The organism is Stenotrophomonas sp. (assembly GCF_050737075.1).
Classification (GTDB): Bacteria; Pseudomonadota; Gammaproteobacteria; order Xanthomonadales; family Xanthomonadaceae; genus Stenotrophomonas.
On record NZ_JBOHXV010000058.1, the window covers coordinates 14696 to 32181 of the forward strand.

At 64.8% G+C, this 17486-nt stretch carries 9 protein-coding genes and 1 pseudogene; 4 read left to right on the forward strand and 6 right to left on the reverse strand.

Going from position 1 to position 17486, the window contains the following annotated elements; genetic code table 11:
- Positions 1-92: 92 nt before the first annotated feature.
- Entirely contained in the window at positions 93-254 is a 162-nt protein-coding gene (locus ACREPD_RS14220) for a hypothetical protein (protein WP_431599919.1), read from the forward strand.
- A gap of 478 nt (positions 255-732) precedes the next feature.
- On the opposite strand, the gene ACREPD_RS14225 is transcribed toward ACREPD_RS14220, so the two are convergent.
- From ACREPD_RS14225 to ACREPD_RS14240, 4 genes are all read right to left on the reverse strand, one after another.
- Positions 733-1542 carry a hypothetical protein gene (locus ACREPD_RS14225; protein ID WP_431599927.1) on the reverse strand — a complete coding sequence of 270 codons (810 nt, stop codon included), beginning with the start codon at positions 1540-1542 and terminating at the stop codon, positions 733-735.
- 148 nt (positions 1543-1690) lie between these two features.
- A complete protein-coding gene (locus ACREPD_RS14230) occupies positions 1691-1972 on the reverse strand; it encodes a pyocin activator PrtN family protein (protein WP_431599920.1) in 282 nt (93 codons plus the stop codon).
- Positions 1969-2211, reverse strand: coding sequence for a DNA-binding protein (locus ACREPD_RS14235; protein WP_431599921.1), 243 nt, complete (start codon positions 2209-2211; stop codon positions 1969-1971). The genes ACREPD_RS14230 and ACREPD_RS14235 overlap by 4 nt, the downstream gene beginning before the upstream one ends.
- Positions 2212-3643: 1432 nt before the next feature.
- Positions 3644-4144 carry a hypothetical protein gene (locus tag ACREPD_RS14240; protein ID WP_431599922.1) on the reverse strand — a complete coding sequence of 167 codons (501 nt, stop codon included), beginning with the start codon at positions 4142-4144 and terminating at the stop codon, positions 3644-3646.
- 821 nt (positions 4145-4965) lie between these two features.
- On the opposite strand from ACREPD_RS14240, the gene ACREPD_RS14245 reads away from it, so the two are divergent.
- Positions 4966-5445 carry a DUF2442 domain-containing protein gene (locus ACREPD_RS14245; protein ID WP_431599923.1) on the forward strand — a complete coding sequence of 160 codons (480 nt, stop codon included), beginning with the start codon at positions 4966-4968 and terminating at the stop codon, positions 5443-5445.
- Positions 5446-5533: 88 nt separating this feature from the next.
- On the opposite strand, the gene ACREPD_RS14250 is transcribed toward ACREPD_RS14245, so the two are convergent.
- Positions 5534-7969 (reverse strand): peptidoglycan-binding protein, encoded by a 2436-nt coding sequence (locus ACREPD_RS14250; protein ID WP_431599924.1) that lies wholly within the window; start codon positions 7967-7969, stop codon positions 5534-5536.
- Between the two features lie 25 nt (positions 7970-7994).
- Positions 7995-8627, reverse strand: coding sequence for a lysozyme inhibitor LprI family protein (locus ACREPD_RS14255; RefSeq protein WP_431599925.1), 633 nt, complete (start codon positions 8625-8627; stop codon positions 7995-7997).
- 401 nt (positions 8628-9028) lie between these two features.
- Here ACREPD_RS14255 and ACREPD_RS14260 point away from each other — a divergent pair, with 401 nt between their 5' ends.
- Both ACREPD_RS14260 and ACREPD_RS14265 read left to right on the forward strand, forming a co-directional pair.
- Positions 9029-15907, forward strand: a complete 6879-nt coding sequence (locus ACREPD_RS14260) for an autotransporter outer membrane beta-barrel domain-containing protein (protein ID WP_431599926.1) — start codon at positions 9029-9031, stop codon at positions 15905-15907.
- Between the two features lie 513 nt (positions 15908-16420).
- Positions 16421-17486, forward strand: a pseudogene (locus ACREPD_RS14265) (YadA family autotransporter adhesin); the annotation flags it as partial.

Sequence of the window (17486 nt, forward strand, 5' to 3'; positions counted from 1 at the left end):
AGTGGAAAACCCGCAGCGGCGAGTCTGGAAGCAAAGCTTAACGGGGATCTACGTCTAAACGGCCATCAGCCTCTTTTGCCTGGCTGATGTGCTTGCTGTTCTACATCGAGAACGCGATCGCCGACGGCTCGGTGATGTTGATCGCGACGCCGGCCGGCTGCCTTCCTGAACCTGATTTCCCCAACGACTCCAATTTACTATCAATGGGGTTCGATGTCTGCATCGTATCGCGCTCTCGCTGCTGCTTTCGTTGAACTCTGTCTGACCAATTTTGCGGCGGCCGCAAATTTGCACACCACGTACCTCGCTGGCGGAGATGTTCGCCTGTTACGCCAACGCCTGCTTCCTAGCTTGAGCGCACGCGAGTGCCAGTTTGAGGCGGGATGAAGCGGCCGCCTCGTTCGATTCCGTGCAGCGCCTCACGGTCAGATTGAGCTCTGTACGACTTCCAAAAAGGAGACGGTGTTTGTTCTTTGTGCTTACTGTGCTTTCAACCGTAGGTTGATTGAATGGACTACCAACTAAGAAGGACAAATAGGGCAACTTATCTAAAAGCTATCCACAGTCGCCCCCACAGACTTTGTGGATAGCTCCTGGATTAGGGTGAGAGGAAGTCCTCAGTTGGGTATAGATCGCCGGTGGGCGCTTGATGTGCGCCTTCTTGAACTAGCGCACAAGGCTGATTCTCTGCTATTTCGGTGCGGAGCCAATAGCTGCCCGCGCCGTCTATAGTCAGTCGAAGGCGGAGCCGAAGAAGTCGCGTAGCAGGGTCGTGGAATTTCCTCTGCCTGCCGCAGTGGGCGGCCCTGCAGCGGCTTGAGGTCGGCCGAGCCTCAACTCGGCTTCAAGCCTCTCGATCTGTGCCCGGTTGTTCTGCAGTCCTTGATGACGCGCCTGCAGCTTCGCCTTGGTTTCCTCAATCATGGCGGTATTGGTGCCGTGCTTCTGATCGGCATGGCGTCGGTCACGCTGCAGTAGCCAGGTCGTGCCCGTCATGTCGCAGATCCGCTTGAGGTTCAGGCGGCGAATTCCTGCGTCGCTGCGGAAGCTGGCGTCGCCGGTGTGCCGGCGAACCTGCTTGGTGGGGTAGGCCCAACCAAGGCTGACCATGACTGATATCGCGCGACTGGCGCGGCGCACGTCGCCTTTTCCCTGGGAGCCGTAGGCCAGCTGGGCCATGTCGCGCAGCGTATAGCGCTGCCAGCGCCCGCCGCCGACTCGTGGCTTACCGATGAAGCCAGTTCGCACGTCTGTCATGTACAGCAGCGCGACGATCATGGCCAGTAGTGACTCAGCGCCATCTGAGCGGAAGGCGCGCACGCGATTTCGCGAGCGCTCGATGGTATAGCCAGCGACGTGCGCTTGGTCCTTGATGCGTGTCCAGATCGAACCGCGCCTGTGCTCCAAGCATCGGACAAGCTCGGCGCGCGTGGCGTCGATTACGCCGGGACGGCGGGCGCCACTGGGCTTGTTCCAGCGCACGCGCTTGTGCCGAACCACCTCCGGTCCTCCGTGACCTGCAAGATTTTCTGGCGACGTCATCACCGTACGGCGGGCATGCGAAATCTCCGCGGCTAGGGCCACGGGGTGATTTCCATCTGCATGAGGGATTTGACGGGTTCGGAGACCTACTGCCCCGAGGGACATACGATCGCGATGCCGGAACGCTTCAAGTGGCGGTGCGAGCTCATCACGCCGCCCTGTGCTCCCGCAACGGGCTCACAGCACCACGAACACGCCGCCATTCCTCTTCGGCCAGCGCCTTCTTCTGATCCAGATATGAGGCCAAGGCATGCACATCCACAAGCCAGGGCGATTTCTGGCTTGCCAGGCGATAGGCTGGGACAGGCAATCCTGCTCTCGCGGCTCGCTTCGCTGCCTCTGGCGGAGTCAACCCGAACATCGGGCATACCCTCTCCAGAGGAATCTGTGCGGTCTCGTACTCCGCCATGAGCAGGAAGACGGTGTTCATGCGCGCGCTCCTGTGTACCGTTCCTGCTGTCCATCAAGAAGCTCGCCGATCCGCTCCGTGCGGAAGTAGACACGCCGACCTACGCGGATCCTGGCTGAAGCCAGCATCTGACCTGAAGCGCTATCGCGCCTGCTCAGATTGGTCCGCAAGCTCGCCGCCGTCCTGTCGAGGATCTTGGCCAGCTGTTCGTAGGTCAGCAGAGGACCATAGAGGTCCACCAACAGCGCTCGGGTGCTCACATTGCTTCCAATGACTTGTTGTTACCTGACGCGACGATAGGTCACTAACGCGCTTTTATGGGCTCTCATTTATGTCAGAATAGGTTGACATGAAATCGATCAGCGCTCGCATCCACCAATCGGTCGCGACCTATGAGAACTGCCCTGCAGCGCTCAGGTCAGGCGCGTCTGAGCTTGCGAACGCGCTTTCGGCATCGCACACGCTGACGTCGCGACGATACTCGGTGTGGGCTTTGATCAAGCTCCATTTGGATCAACCATTTGCTGCAGCCCTCGCCTACTCGGGGCCTTGGGACTCGGAGCTTCTCGAAGGGTTCCGCCCGTCTACCGGTTGGCGTCAGCCTGGCGCTTCCGTATTGGCGCGACTGGCGACGTATCCTTCTGTGCGTCATCTATGCGCTCCAAGTTCTCATGCGCCGGACACGTCACCGGCAGACGAGGCGATACACGCCATGGAGCGTTGGATCCAGTGCCTGCGCTTGGCTATCCATTCCTGTGACGATGCCAAGGGCATCGCACCGCCAGCGTCAACCTCCTTCAGCAGTTCACTCGATCTGATGCGCGAGATCTTGCATTTACTGAAGCGCCTTCGCCCCAGTCACAGAAGCCATGCCGTGTTGGGTCGGGTGCCGGATCAAGCGCCCGGAAGCGAGATGTGCTGTGAACTTTGCTGGCGTCCCAGTATGCGATGGGTGGCTACTACCGAATCCCCGCACCTGCTGAGCAGCGGCCTGAAGAGCGCGCGCTTCTGCGACGTCCATGACCCTAGCAATCCGAAGTCCCGATATCGAACTGACTTGCGATACAAAGCTGCCTTCCTGCAAGAGCTCGATGCTGTCTGCAACTTTTCGGCGTCCGCTTACGCTTTTGAGTTGCCCGGGTTGCCGCACCCGGACGAGCACATGCTTCGACGCTTGGCTTACGACCGTGTTCACTCCGGTGTAAGGTCGCCTAACGCTCGCAAGGATCCGAGCCTTAAGGAGCGAGTCTGGGTGCTTCTCCGAGATGGTCGCTCGCAGTCTGACATTGCCAGGGAGCTTGGCATATCTAGACAGGCCGTCAGTTCCGCTCAACAGAAGCTGCGGTCAATCTGGGAAGATCACCAGTTGCGACTCAAGGACTATCTTCTCCCGTGACCTTAGAGCGGGGCGCATCGCACTACTTGGCCCGCCTTCTCCAGGCGCCGTTGCAGACCCGATGCCCCCTCAGATACGCCGAACGGGCGTGGAAGACTTTTAGAAACGCCTGAATCGATGCTGTCGCTCCACGATAGGCTTCGAGCACCTTGAATCGAGTGCGAGATCTCGTCCTCCTACACGCGCAGAGAAACGCACCGATCCTGGCCGGGACGTTTCGCGCCCGCCGCTGGAGAATTAGGGCGAGGCTGTGCTGAGCTACCGCCTCGCTGGCCTAAGCGTCAGTTAGGCACCGGCTATCCAACTATGAAGAGGGGCTTGTCGCTCAGCAACTGTCCGCCCCGCGACAGCCATACCTCGAACTTCTTGAACATCACGAAGGGCGCCAGTTCGTGCTCTGCTTCTGCAACAGGAGACCCGTCGGGTGAGAATCCGTAGCGATGAGCTACAGAGCCTTGGATGTGCCCCCAAAAATGGTAACCGCCTTGCGGGGAGATGACGACTGCGGAATGCGTGGTGTGACTACCGTTTACGATGCGGTTTTCGGGCAGAACTCTGACCTCAACGTTGACACCTGGTGCTGTGGCAAGCCCTGTGTCAGAGAACCTTCCATAGATCGCACCCGCTTCAGGGCCAGTCAGAATCAAGGTTTTGTCGACTCGACCTTGGGAGCCAGGAAGGTGAGTAATCAGGGCCCAAACGTCCCTCACGTACACCAGTGCGCCATCTGGCGCTTGCCCATCTGTCACCCGCACAAACGCATCTGCTGGGTAGCTCATCACCATCTCCTTGGTCACCCCGGCCAATCCGGGGCCTGGTCGCATCCTACGCTTTCCGTTGATGGACGCGAAGGTGCCCTTATCCAGTCAATCACTCTCCCGAGCGCTTCCAGTCCTTGGGGCCATAGCCAGCTTCCCAGACGTCTAGGACATGCGTGACCTGGCTTCCCAGCTCCGGAAATGCTCTCCGGAGGATATCCATGGCTTGCGCCCGGCTTTCATGGCAATCGTCCGTCCGGACTACGGCATACGACCAGTCTTCCACGCTCCAAGACTTCACAGGCCGAGCCAACAAGAGCTCCCACCTAGAAGGCTGCCAGTCTATTCGCCCAATGTCGCTGGCATCGTATTCGCTCATAACACCCCTGCCGGCCACGAGTCCCTGCACCTGCATTGTCACCAAGTGGGCTGCTTCCGTACGCTGCCCCTGCTTCATCGGACAATCCGCACACGCCGTTTTGGAGCGGCATGGATCATGCAAAGCACCGAAAGTGCTACATGAAACCTATCCATCTCAGTAAGTGATTGATTCCAATACACCTTTAAAAATAGTTCGTCCAGTCCATCATCGGGGCAACGGACAGGCGCAGGGAGGCGGCGTAGCGGTCTGCGGGGGCGGCAGGCAGGGTCATGGGCGTTGGAATCAGGCAGGAATGGCTGGCTTTGCCAGCGCGATCAATAGTTTACACCGATCGGCTGAACGCCAAGAGCGGGGCTCGGACAGGCGCCGCGCCGATGCAATGGTTGCACCGGTGCAATGGTTGCACTAGCATCACTCCACGCCGACGCTCGTCAGACTGCCCAACTGCACCGTCACCATGTACCCCGCAGACCAATCCATGAACCACAAGCACTTCTTGCTGACTGCGGTGATGGCCATTGGCCCTACGCGATTGGCGCTGCGCTATGCCGATGACCAGGCGTTCGAGCTCGACCTGGGCGAGGTAATCAACAAGCATCCGACACTGGCCAAATTGCGCGACCCTGACGTGTTCGCACAGGTGGAACCCGATGAGTGGAATCGCGGTGTTGTCTTCGCAGGCGATGACGACTTGGCCTTGGCGAGCGACAACCTGCGCGCCATGGCAATTGAACAGTCGGGAGAGTTCTCGCACCAGCAACTGCTGGTGTGGATGGCCCATCACGCGATGACCTTGGATGCGGCTGCGGCCGCGCTGGATGTCAGCCGGCGGATGCTGGCCTATTACCGCAGCGGCGAAAAACCCATTCCTCGGACCGTTGGCCTGGCCATGCTGGGTTGGGAAATCTACCTGCTGCGCGGTTCGGAACACGCCTTCGAGTACAACGCGGCAGCGTGAAGCAGGCCCGCCATCACCCGCACCGCTGAGGTATGACCGAATCGCCGGTGGCGAGCACCTTCGTGCACCGCCACCGGCATGCCATCGCTTACATCCCGCGTGCGCGGTTCTGCTCGCGTTCCTGGTGCTGGTTCTGGTTCTGCGACTGGGTGTTGAGGTCGTCGGCCTGGCGGGTGCTGCTTTCCACCGTCTGCGAGATGGCCTGGCTGTGCTCGACGCAGGCGCGCTTGGCGGCCGGGTCGCCCACGTTGCCCTGTACGGCGAAGACACCGGAGCCGTCGAGGCGGGCAACCACCGTGTCAATCTGCTGCATGCCCGATGCCTTGGTGGCCACCACCAGCTGGCCGGCGGCGCGGTCGAGCTGCTCGGCGTCGGCAAACAACGGCTGCATGCCCGCCTGCGTGCGCTGCTGCTCCATGGCGTTCAGCTTTTCCTGTGCCTGGCCGAAGCGCGCGTGGTCGGGATGCGATGCGTCACGCATCGTGGGCTCGGCGTGTGCCGGCGCACTGCGCTTGGCTTCGATGCTCGCATCCAGCTGGCCCAGGGTCTTCTCGCCGGCCTTGCCGTCGTCCTTCAGGCCATGGTCGCGCTGGAACTTGGTCACCGCGGCACGGGTGTCGTCACCGAAGTAGCCGGTGGTCGACAGCGGATTGCCGTCCGCGCCCTGGTAGCCCAGCGCCGCCAGCTTGGTCTGCATGCCCTTGACCGCGTCGCCGCGTTCGCCGTGCACCATCACGCCATCGGCCATTGCGTTCTGCGCGGGCTGGCCCGGCTGTGAGCGGGTGTGCGTGTTCGGGACCAGGGTAAGGCGATCATTGAGCATGTCACCCAGGTACTTGCGGTACTGCTCCGGCTCCAGCTCGATATGCGCATGCACCGCGCCTGGCGTGCCCGCGTCGGACTGGCGGATCAGCGGCGCGCCGTATTCCACGTAGTCGCCGGTCTTGTACGGCGTGGTGCCGCGTGCGCCGTGCAGCACCTGGCCGACCAGTTCGCGATCCGGGTGGCCTTCGGGCTGGCTCCAGATGCTGATCGAGTTCCACTTGTCCTGGTTGACCTGCGCGTAGCCGGCCACCGGGGCGGGGATCATGATTTCCCGATCACCGCGCGGGTTGCTCAGGATCAGGTCCTTGTGCACCAGCGGAATGCCATTGCGGTCGCCACGGTTGCGGACGGTTTCCAGCTCACCCTCGATCATCTCGGAATGACGGTCGGCCAAGGCCGCATTGCCCGTCCGCACGGCTTCGCGGTTGGCATTGGGGTGGTGGATCTTCATCTCGCGGAAGGCGTCCTCACCACTGGTACCGTGCGCGATGGTGCGGTTGGAGCTGCCGTTGCCGAATGGTTCCACCACCCGGATGCGCTCGCCACTGGTGAGGTCGGCGGCGGCGGCGTCGCGCGCGGGAGCAGCCGGGGCTGCCTGCGTCGAGGGCGTCTGTGTCTGTGTCGGTGCCGTTTGGGCCGGTGCAGTCGGTGCAGTCGGTGCAGTCGGTGCGGTCGGTGCGGTCGGTGCAGCGGGCGCGGCAGATTGCGCCGGCTCGTGCTGGCGCGCGGCGGCAGCCAGCGCACCCAGGGTGTTGGCCCCGGCCTTGCCGTCAACCGTCAGGCCATGGGCCTGCTGGAATTCGCGCACCGCATGTTCGGTGTTGGGACCGTAGTGCTTGTCGGCCGTCAGCGGCTGGCCGTCCTTGCCGGTATAACCGGCCTGGATCAGCTTGTTCTGCAGGGCTTCGACCTCGGTACCGCGCTCACCCGGGGTGAGCATGCCGTCGGCCATCGGGGACGCGCCGCCTTGGCGGCGACCCTGCTGGCGCGGTTCGGGCTCGCCGAAGGCCTGCTGGTAGTCCTTGCCCTGGTAGGCCTCGGGGTTACGGTTGACCTGGTCATACCGCGCCAGCGCCACCAGTGAGGTCTCTTCCTTGAGCGCGCGGTCGCGCAGCGAGTCCCACAGGGCCGGCGAGCTTTCAAAATGCCGCTGCACGTTGTCGTGCTTGTAGTCCTGCGCGGCGCGCACGATCTGTTCGTCGGTCAGGTCGGCAAGATTGAAGTCCTCGCCGTAGGCCGCCTTGAGTCCGTTGTGAAACACCGAACGGGTCATGCCGCGGTACTGCACCGAGGTGCTCCACAGCGCGTCCTGCACGGCGGGGCCACGGTCGGACAGGTCCACACCGACCGCCTTCAGGCGGTCCATCTGGACGTCGTAGTACTTGTGCTGGATGAAGTCGTGCTGGTCCTGGGCAAAGGCCGCGGGATGCGCGGCGGCGACTTCCTTCCAGCGCTCGGTGAACGCGGCGGTGCCCGGCTGCAGGCCGGTGAACTCGCTGGCGTAGCGCGACGCACGCACGTACTCGGCGGCGCCACCGACATTGGTGGCGTACTGGTAGCTGCCATACGAGACGCCACCGTGATCGCCCTGCCCCGTGGACACATGGCCCGGGCCGCGGCCGCCGGTTTCGTACTGCGCGGAGGTCTGGCCGCGGTGCCAGCCGTCCATCGCCTGTTTTGCCTGGGTAACAACATCCATTGCCTACACTCCTTTGCGGGGGGAATTACTTCGAGATGAGCGCTTCCAGCTGGTCGGCCCGGTTGGCGGTGCGGTTGATGCGGCACGACTGCGCGTCCAGCATCTGGCCCTGCCCGTCTTCGTCCGGGTTTTCGCTGCAGTAGCGGTTGGTGTCGCTCATGTAGGCGGCCTGCTCGTCCATCACGTCGTCCTTGAACTTGCCATCCGGGCCGTCGGCGATCTTGCTGACCGCCGCGACCAGCCGGCGGTCCTGCCAGGCCAGCTCCTCGTCACCACACGCCTGCAACGCCGGGGTCACGGCCTTGCTGGCCTTCACGCACGCGAGGTACTGCGGGCGGAGGTTGGCCTTGCGGTAGGACGCGTCCGGGGTGCGTGGCCCCATGTCCTCTGCTTCCATGGCGAGGTCCGCCGCGGACAGTTCGTGCTTGCCCGGCTGGGCTGACGGTGCCTCGGCGGCCGTCGCGGCCGGCTGGGTTGCAGGGGCGGGGGTCGACGCCTGTGCGTCCGGGCTGTCGGGTGCCACGGGACCGCCAAGTGTGACGGCCTCGGAACTGGGCGCCTGGCAGGCAACCAGGGCGAGACTCAGGGCCAGAATGCTCCAGCGTCCATTACGGCGCAGGCCGTGGCCGAGGCCGGCAAGCGGGTTCACTACGTGCATCGTTCGCTTCTCCTTGCGGGTGGCCGGGCATGACCGGCGCACCTCAGATGTCGGGTATCCATTCTGCGCGGCGATCATGACGCCGGCGATGCGCTGGCCGCATCGGAGCGCCTGCCCATCCCCTGGCGGCGCCTCATGCATGCACGATACCTGCGTCAATCCATTGACGTCCAGCGCGCCACAAGAATCGGACCCATCTGATATATCGCGGCCAGAACGACTTCTACACTGGGGCCTATCCATTTTCCGTCGCTCACAAGGGCTTTCCGGGCAACCCGGTAATCCGGAAACTCCGTTCCACCCCAGCGCTCAGGCATCTGCAATGCCGCTTGTTGCGCCTGTCCAGCACTCATTTTCGACTGGATAACGCAGCGCCGAGCGCCCGATCCGGGAATCATCCAGTGAATCGCATCTATCGACTTGTGCTCAACCGCACCACCGGGTTGTGCCAGGTGGCGCCCGAACATGCCCGGCGGGCGCGCGGCGGGCGGACGGGCGGCACAGCCGGCCGCACCGCGCCGCGGATCACTCCGCTGGCCTGCGCGTGCGCGTTGCTCTGCGCCGCGTCGGCCGCCAACGCAACGGACTTCACCAGCCAGATCAATGGTCCCTTCACATTGAATGGGGGCGACACGGTATCGGTCACCAGCGGCAGCGCCTTGAACGCGCCGGCCGCCAACGCGCCCATCGTGGTCAACGGCCGGGTGGTGATCACCGCCGCAAACGCAAACGGCGCCATCGCGAACGGCGGCACCATCACCTTCCTGCCCGATGCCACCGGCAATGCCTCGATCACGGTGAGCGGCAGCACGCGCTACGGCCTGTACGCGCAGTCCGCGGGTTCACTGATCTCCGCAACCGATCTGGATGTGTTTTCCTCCGCGACCGGTTACGCCGTGTATGCCACCAACGGCGGAGCTGTGAACCTGACCGGCGGTTCGATCGTCAACCGCGCCGCGGGAAGCTACGGGCTGTACGCCGCAGGGGGCACCATCACCGGCAACGGTCTGCTGGTCAGCCTCGTGCCTGGCTCGGCGGGCAGTGGCGCGGTGGGGACCAACTCGGCTGGACGCGTCCAGCTCAACAACAGCGTGGTGTACGCCACTGCCAGCGCGGGCTCGGCGGCCTATGGCGTAAACGCCACGGCGGGAAGTCAGGTGATCCTCGATGGCACCAGCATCTACACCGGCCTGAAACTGGATCCTGCGACCGGCCAGGCGCTGGATGTGAATGGCAACATCACCCGCGATCCGACCCAGTTCGTGTCGGCCGGCATCAATCCGTCGGGCGTCACCAACTACGCGGTCTACGTGAGCAACAGCGCCACGGCATGGATCAATGTCGACCCCGCAACGCAGGCACCCACAGGACAGACCAGCACGATCCGGCTGCTTGGCGATAATCCCACCGCGGGGGCCACCGCCCAGTCCACCGGCACGTTGTGGATCGCGAACACGACCATCGACTCTGCAGGTGCGGCGAACCTGACCGCCCTCGGCAACGCCGCTGTACACGCTACCGGGATGACGCTCGTGGGCCGCGGGGTTGGCAGCATGGTGTCCTCGAATGGGCTGAACGCCTCGCTGGCGCTGAGCAGCAGCAAGGTCACCTCGCTTTCGGCGGCGACGGGGCTTACGGCCGTGAACAGCGGCGTCATGAACGTGACCGACACCGACGTACGCATTCTCGGCGCCGCCGCGATCACAAATGCCGCGCAGAGCTACGGTGGCGGCAAGCTCTACATGACCGACACCCGGCTGGTGACCTCCGGCAGCCGCGCGTATGGACTCTATGCCTGGAATACCGCGACCGCCGTCGTCAGCCTTCAGGGGGGCTATGTCTATACCGGGATCCGCCTCAATGCCAACGGCGACCCGGTCGACAGCCTGGGCAATGTGACCACCGATCCCGCGCAGTTCGTCGCCTCCTCGTCCTACGGCTCGTACGGCGCGTACGCGCAGCTCGGCAACGTCTACCTCAATACCGATCCGCTCACCGGCCTTCCGACCAGCACGGCCACCGACATCGTGGTCAACGGCGGCTTGACGGGCTCCGCCACCCACGCCCTGTATGCGAGCGCGGCAGGTGCCAGCGTGCTCGGCGCCAACGTGGATGTGTCCCTGCTGGGCACCACGTCCCTGACCAGTACCGCGATCGCCTCACGCGGCGCGGCCCTGCGCGCCACCGCAGGCGGGGCTGTTTCACTGCTGGGCGGCGGCAACCAGGTCACCGTGAACGGCAATCGCAGCGCAGGGCTGTATGCCGATGGCAGCGGTTCGAGCATTCGCGCCGACAACCTCGGCCTGCAGGTCTCCGGCACCTCGGGCCACGGTGCCTACGCGCAGAATGCCGCATCGATCTATCTGAACGTCGATCCGCTCACCGGCATTCCCACCGCAGGATCCGGCGGACAATGGACCGTTGCCGGCGTGGGCCTGTTGAGCCAGGCGGCGGGTTCGCAGATCAGCGCCGCCAACCTGCAGATCGGAACGCAGGCCTCGAACAATGCCGCCTCGGGCAATTTCGTGGAGGCCAACGGTGCGGGCCTGGTGGCAAGCGGCGGGACGATCAACGGGGATGCGCTGGTGATCACCAGCGCAAACACCGGCACCAGCCAGACCACCACCGCCGCGGGTGCCTACCTGAACTCCGGCGGGCAGATCAGCCTCAACAATGGCCAGGTCAACGCCTCCGGAACCAACCAGGTTGGCGTGCTGATCGATGGCTCGGCCAGCCCTGGCAGCAGTGCCCGCTACGCCACGTCCTCCAGCTTCCAGGGCACCGGGCTGGCGATCCGTGCGACCGGGGCCACGGGGGCCGGCCTCTACGCCTACAACGGAGGCCTCGCTTCGCTGCTCGGAGGCAGCGTGGCGACAACGGGCGCGGGCAGCCATGCATTGCAGGTGGACGGCGGCGTGCTGGACCTGCAGGGGGAAGACATCCTCACCCAGGGCGCCAACGCCTACGGCCTGCTGGTGACCGGCGCCACCGGCGCAAGCGCTGCGTCGCTGGCCGGCAGCTACCTCCACACCGAAGCGGACGGCGCCAGCGCGGTGGTGCTGCGTGCGGCCAACGGCACGATTGCGTTCAACGACAGCGCCAACCGGATCGAGACGCTGGGCGCCAATGCCCATGCGATCAGTGTCCAGGGCAGTGGCAGCAGCATGCTGCTCAACGGCGCCGCGGGCGGCTTCCTGCCTTCCACCGTCCGCGTTTCCGGTGCAGGCGCGGCCGTGCTGGACGCACAGGGCGGCGGCCGCATCACCCTGGGCGGTGCGAACGCGCTTGGCGCGGCGATGACCCAGGGCGTCGATACCTGGGGCGCCAGAGCCGAGACGGCCAGCCGCATCGACTTCGTCGACCAGGCCGACAGCGGCGGCAGCGGTCTATGGGCCGCCGGCACCGGCGAACTTCACCTCGCTGGCAACGCCACGGCCGCAGGCTCACGCGTGCGGTTGGACGACAGCGCCCTGCTGGATATCTCGGGCAGCCTTGGCGGCAGCAGTATCGGTTCGCTTGAGAGCACCTCCACCACTTCCCGCGTAGTACTGGGCAACCAGACGCTGCGTATCGGGACCGACACCGTGGCCGGCGACGGCACACGCGTGGCCGCTACCACCTATGCCGGCACCCTGAGCGGCGGGGCCGGCAGCGGCCTGATCGTGACGGCTCCGGCTGCAGACGATACGGAGCTGACCCTCAGCGGCGCGGGTTCGAGCGTGGGCAGCGTCGATGTGCAGGCCGGGCGGCTGAGCTTCGTCGAACCCGGCGATTTCACCACCCTGGGCAACTACACCACCCAGGCCGGGGCGACCACGGCGCTGGGCCAGTTCAATTCCACGCTCAACATCGGCGATACCTTCAGCCAGATGGCAGGCGCCACGCTGGAGGTCACCCTCGGCGCGAGTCCGGATATCCGTGCACGCAGCGCGGTACTCGGCGGCGAACTGATCGTTCACGGCTTCAGTCCGGACCCGGTGCCGGTCAGGGCCAGCGATGTGATCAACAACCCCGGCTACACCGTGATCCACACCACCGACGGCATCAGCGGCAGTTTCGACAACAACCCGCTGACGCCCAGTGGCATGGACTACCTGCTTGAGGAGGGCTTCATCTCCGCCGACGGCAGGGACTACAACCTCGGCTTCCGGCTGGCCTGGACCGACGGGGGCCAGGACGCGGGCACCGGCAACTTCACCGTGGCCGCCAACACCGCCTTCGATGTGGATCTGGCGCTGGGCGACCAGACCGTGCCCAGCGGTGGATTCGCCACCGGTTGGGATGGCACCCGCCTGTTGAAAGCCGGTAGCGGGTTGCTGCGGCTGTCGGCCGCCAATATCTACAGCGGTGCCACGGTCGTTGACGAAGGCACCCTGCAGACCGGCATCGACAATGCATTCGCCAACAGCAGCGAGGTGCTGGTCGGCAGCGAGGGCCTCCTCGACCTGGACAGCCATGACCAGCAGGCCAACCGGCTGGGGGGCAGCGGCAGCATCGCGCTCGGCACCGCCACCCTGACCGCCATCAACGCCACGGCCAGTGATGACTCGCATTTCGATGGCGTGATCAGCGGCGCCGGTGGCGTGACCAAACAAGGCGCGGGCACGTGGGTGCTGGGCGGCGACAACACCTACGACGGCGTGACGGTGGTGGATGAAGGCACCTTGCAGATCGGCGCAGGCGGCAGCGCAGGCAGCGTTGCGGGCGATATCGCCAATCAGGCCAGCCTTGTATTCGATCGCAGCGATGACAGCGTGTATGCAGGCGTGCTGTCAGGAACAGGTTCGCTCTCCAAGCAGGGGGCCGGCACCCTGAGCCTGGCCGGTGTGGGCTCCAACCAGGGCAGCGTCGATGTGCAGGCCGGGCAACTGAGCTTCGTCGGGGCCGGCGACTTCACCACCTTGGGCAACTACACCACCCAGGCGGGCGCGACCACGGCGCTGGGCCAGTTCAATTCCACGCTCAACATCGGCGACACCTTCAGCCAGATGGCGGGCGCCACGCTGGACGTCATCCTCGGCGCGAGTCCGGATATCAACGCACGCAGCGCCGTGCTCGGCGGCGAACTGATCGTCCATGGCTTCAGTCCCGACCCGGTGCCGGTCAGGGCCAGCGACGTGATCAACAATCCGGGCTACACCCTGATCCACACCACCGACGGCATCAGCGGCAGTTTCACCAACAATCCGCTGACGCCCAGTGGCATGGACTACCTGCTCGAGGAGGGCTTCATCTCCGCCGACGGCAAGGACTACAACCTCGGTTTCCGGCTGGCCTGGACCGAGGGCGGCCAGGATGCGGGCACCGGCAACTTCACCGTGGCCGCCAACACCGCCTTCGATGTGGATCTGGCGCTGGGCGACCAGACCGTGCCCAGCGGTGGATTCGCCAGCGGCTGGGATGGATCGAGCCTGGTGAAGGCCGGTACCGGTCTGTTGCGGCTGTCGGCAGCCAACACCTACAGCGGCGCCACGGTCGTTGACGAAGGCACCCTGCAGACCGGCATCGACAATGCATTCGCCAACAGCAGCGAGGTGCTGGTCGGTAGCGAGGGCCTCCTCGACCTGGACAGCCATGACCAGCAGGCCAACCGGCTGGGGGGCAGCGGCAGCATCGAGCTCGGCACTGCCACGCTGACCGCCATCAATGCGACCGCCAGCGATGCCTCGCGCTTCGATGGCGTGATCAGCGGCACCGGCGGGGTGACCAAACAAGGCGTGGGCGCGCTGGTGCTGGGCGGCGGCAACGTCTATGCAGGCAACACGTGGGTGCAGGCCGGGACACTGCAGGCGGGCGCTGCGGGCGCCTTCAGCGCTGCGTCCGCGTTCCGCGTGGACAGCGGAGCCATCATCGACCTGGCAGGCGTCGACCAGAGCGTGGCTCGGCTGGACAATGCTGGCACCGTGCTGCTCGGCAGTCGCTCAAGCATTGCCGCATCGGCATTCCAGCCTGCCGCCGTCTCCCTCGCCAGTGACACATTTACTGGAACCACGCTGACGGTATCGGGCGACTACGTCGGCAGTGGCGGAACACTGGTCATCTCGACCGCGCTGGGTGGGGACGACTCACCCACCGACCGCATGGTGGTCAAGGGCAGCACGCAGGGCCAGACCAACCTGCAGGTGATCAATGCGGGCGGCGTGGGAGCGCAGACCGACAACGGCATTCGGGTGATCGAAGTGACGGGCGCGTCCGATGGCGAGTTCACCCTGCAGGGCCGTGCCGTGAGCGGGGCGTATGAGTACTTCCTGCACAAGGGCGGGAAAGCGGATCCGCTCGACGGCGACTGGTACCTGCGCTCGGAAACCGGCGTCGAACCGACGCCTACGCCCGCGCTGCGGCCGGAGGCAGGCGCTTATCTGGGCAACCAGATCGCCGTGGTCCGCATGCTGCGCCACACGCTGCATGATCGCGCCGGGGAGCCGGGCCTGGGTATTCGCCAGGACGACGCCGGGACCGGCGCGTGGGTACGGGTGCAGGGCAACCAACTGCAGCCCGGCAAGGTGGAAGGTCAGCTGGATATGCCGGTCGATATTGATCTTCTGCAGGCAGGCGTCGAACGGCAGTACGTACGGGACAGCGGCGCGGGCGTGCGACTGGGCGCGATGGCGAGTTCGGGCCGCGCTGTCACGCACGCCACCTCCGCACCCACCGGATTGAGCGCGCGCGGCGAAGTCTCCGGGAACACCTTGGGACTCTACGGCACCTGGTTCCAGCACGACGCGGTAGCGGCCGGCCTCTACCTGGATGGCTGGCTACAGTACGGGCGCTTTGACAACGAGGTGCAGGGCCAGGGCCTTGCCACTGAACGCTACGACTCCCGCGCCTGGTCGGGATCGATCGAGGCCGGCTACGCACAGCAGGTGTTCGTCACGGCGCATGCTGGCATCTACCTCGAGCCGCAGATGCAACTGCTGTACACCGACTACAGCAGCGACGACCACCGTGAAACCAATGGAACGCAGGTACGCAGCGTGGACGCGGGCGGTCTTACTACCCGCGTCGGCGTGCGGCTCTACAGCCGCCCGCTGTCGACGCAGTACAACCGCGTACAACCGTTCCTGGCCGCGAACTGGTGGTCCGGTGGAAACGGCTCGGCGATCGCGATGGATGCCGTCACCGTCCGCCGCGACCTTCCCGATGACCTCTACGAGATCAAGGCCGGCGCACAGTTTGAGCTGCGCAAGGGACTGACCGGCTGGGGCCAGTTCAGTCGGCAACAGGGCAGCCAGGGCTACCGCGATGTGAGCGTGCAGGCAGGTCTCAAGTTCGCCTGGTAGTCGTGCCCCGCGCGCATTCGGCGCGCACACAGGACGCGTGAGAGATGCCGGCCGCTGTGCCGGCTGTCGGCTCACGGGTATGCGTCACGCCCTCTGACGACCCCAGGATCTGGGCGCGTCATTGTGTCGCACCGCGTCAATACGCCGGCGTTCGAGCGGGAATGGAGGCCGCGCGCATTCCGGCATAAGCAGCACGCACATAGGTGGTGCCACGCAGGCACGCATCTCGCAACACATTGCATTTCGCTCGCACTGCGTAGTTGCTAATCATTCGCCCACTCGAACCGGGCTGTTCGAACACCGACATCCACAAATCACCCGATTTTCCCGCAAGCGTGCCGGACGATCTCGGCAACGCTTTGCCCAAATTCTACTGAGGGTAATGCTTCGATGAATCGCATCTATCGCAAAGTCTGGAACAAGTCGTTGGGCCTGTGGGTGATGGCCTCGGAACTGGCCACCAGTGACAGTCCGGGCGTGGTCATCGACCAGCGTAGAAGCGCAACGCAACGTAACGCGCTTTGCGCGGCGATCGCAGCCTTGCTGTTGAGCGCCAGTGGCGGTGTGATGGCGCAGGCGGTGGAGATCGGCGGCAATGCGAACTGCGTGGTGAACGGCAGCGTTGCCGACAGCTGTGTGGTGGATGGAAATGCAAGCGCGACGGGTATCAACGCCATAGCGATTGGCACCAACACGGTAGCCAGTGGCGATTACAGCACCGCCAGCGGCAGCGGCTCGACGGCCTCCGGCCTGCAGGCCACGGCCAGTGGCTTCCGAAGTGCGGCGACCGATACGGGCGCATCGGCTTTCGGCAGCTACAGCGCAGCAACCGGTTGGCTGTCGAGTGCACTCGGGTATGGTTCGGTCGCGTCCAACGACTACAGCACCGCCGTGGGTGCGGCGGCGACTGCCAGCGGCATCAGCTCTGTAGCGGTCGGTGAGTACAGCGAGGCCACCGGTGATGAAAGCGTCGCGGTCGGTGGCACCACTTACTCCGGCTTCATTCCGGCGCAGGCGTCCGGTACCGGCTCATCCGCCTTCGGCGCCGGCGCCTGGGCGACCGATGACTACGCCACGGCAATCGGCTGGAATTCATGGGCCAGCGCTGCCAGCGCCACCGCCGTCGGCGAAAGCGCAACGGCTGCTGCAGTAAACAGCGTGGCCTTGGGTGCCGGCTCGTACACGGATCGTGCCAATACCGTGTCGGTTGGCGATGTGGGCAGTGAGCGCCAAGTCACCAACATTGCAGCCGGCACCGAGGGCACCGATGCGGTCAACCTTGACCAGCTCAACGCGGTGGCCGATGTAGCCGAGAACACCGACAAGTACTTCAAGGCCTCCGGCAGCACTGCAAGCGATGCCGGTGCGTACGTGGAAGGCGACAACGCCACTGCTGCTGGCGAAGCCTCCAATGCAATCGGCAATGGGGCTTCGGCCTACGGCAGTGGCGCGACCGCCTATGCCGACAACGCGACCGCGCTCGGCTTCAATACCCTGGCCACCGGCGACGACGCGGTCGCCGTGGGAAGTGGTGCACAGGCTACCAGCGACAGCGCGGTTGCCGTAGGCAGCGATGCAC